At 53.6% G+C, this 617-nt stretch carries 1 protein-coding gene; it reads right to left on the reverse strand.

The features are described from left to right. Positions 1 to 617, reverse strand: a 617-nt coding sequence (locus FQ320_RS25365; RefSeq protein ID WP_148476012.1) for an IS6 family transposase, incomplete at both ends; no start/stop codon positions are given.

A 617-nucleotide genomic window follows, 5' to 3' on the forward strand; every position in this document is an offset into this window, starting at 1 on the left:
CGGTTGAGCTTGAACTTGTTGCGTGAGTAAAGGTGGCGTTCCTGATTGAAGTGATTGTAAACTGCAGAATGAACGGCGACGAATTTCTGCAAACTTCGCATCCGCCGGAAGCGCAGCATGGCCCGTTCTCGCCTTCGAAATGGCAGGTGTGAATTCTCCGCACGATTGTTGAGCCAGCGTCCTGTTTCCTGGCGATCGGCATTGCCAACCACCTTCATTGCCGCGCAATAAGACCGAAGTCTGTCTGTCACAATGATGTCTGGATTGCCGTATCGCTTCATTGATTTCTTTAGGAATTTCAATGCTGCTCTGCGATCGCGGCGCTTTGTGACATAGGATTCCAGTACCTCGCCCTCATGATCCACCGCGCGCCACAGGTAATGTGTCTCGCCGTTGATCTTCACAAAAACCTCGTCCAAATGCCACCGCCAGTTCGAGTACGCACGCATCCGGCTAACCCGGTTCTTGCGGATCTCAGCGGCAAACATTGGACCGAACCTGTTCCACCAGAACCGCACCGTTTCATGGCTGATATCGATGCCGCGCTCATGCAATAGATCCTCGACATTCCGAAGCGAAAGCGGGAACCGGACGTAGAGCATCACCGCCAGGCGGAT

The sequence above is a fragment of the Oceaniovalibus sp. ACAM 378 genome, assembly GCF_008085915.1.
Taxonomy (GTDB): domain Bacteria; phylum Pseudomonadota; class Alphaproteobacteria; order Rhodobacterales; family Rhodobacteraceae; genus Oceaniglobus.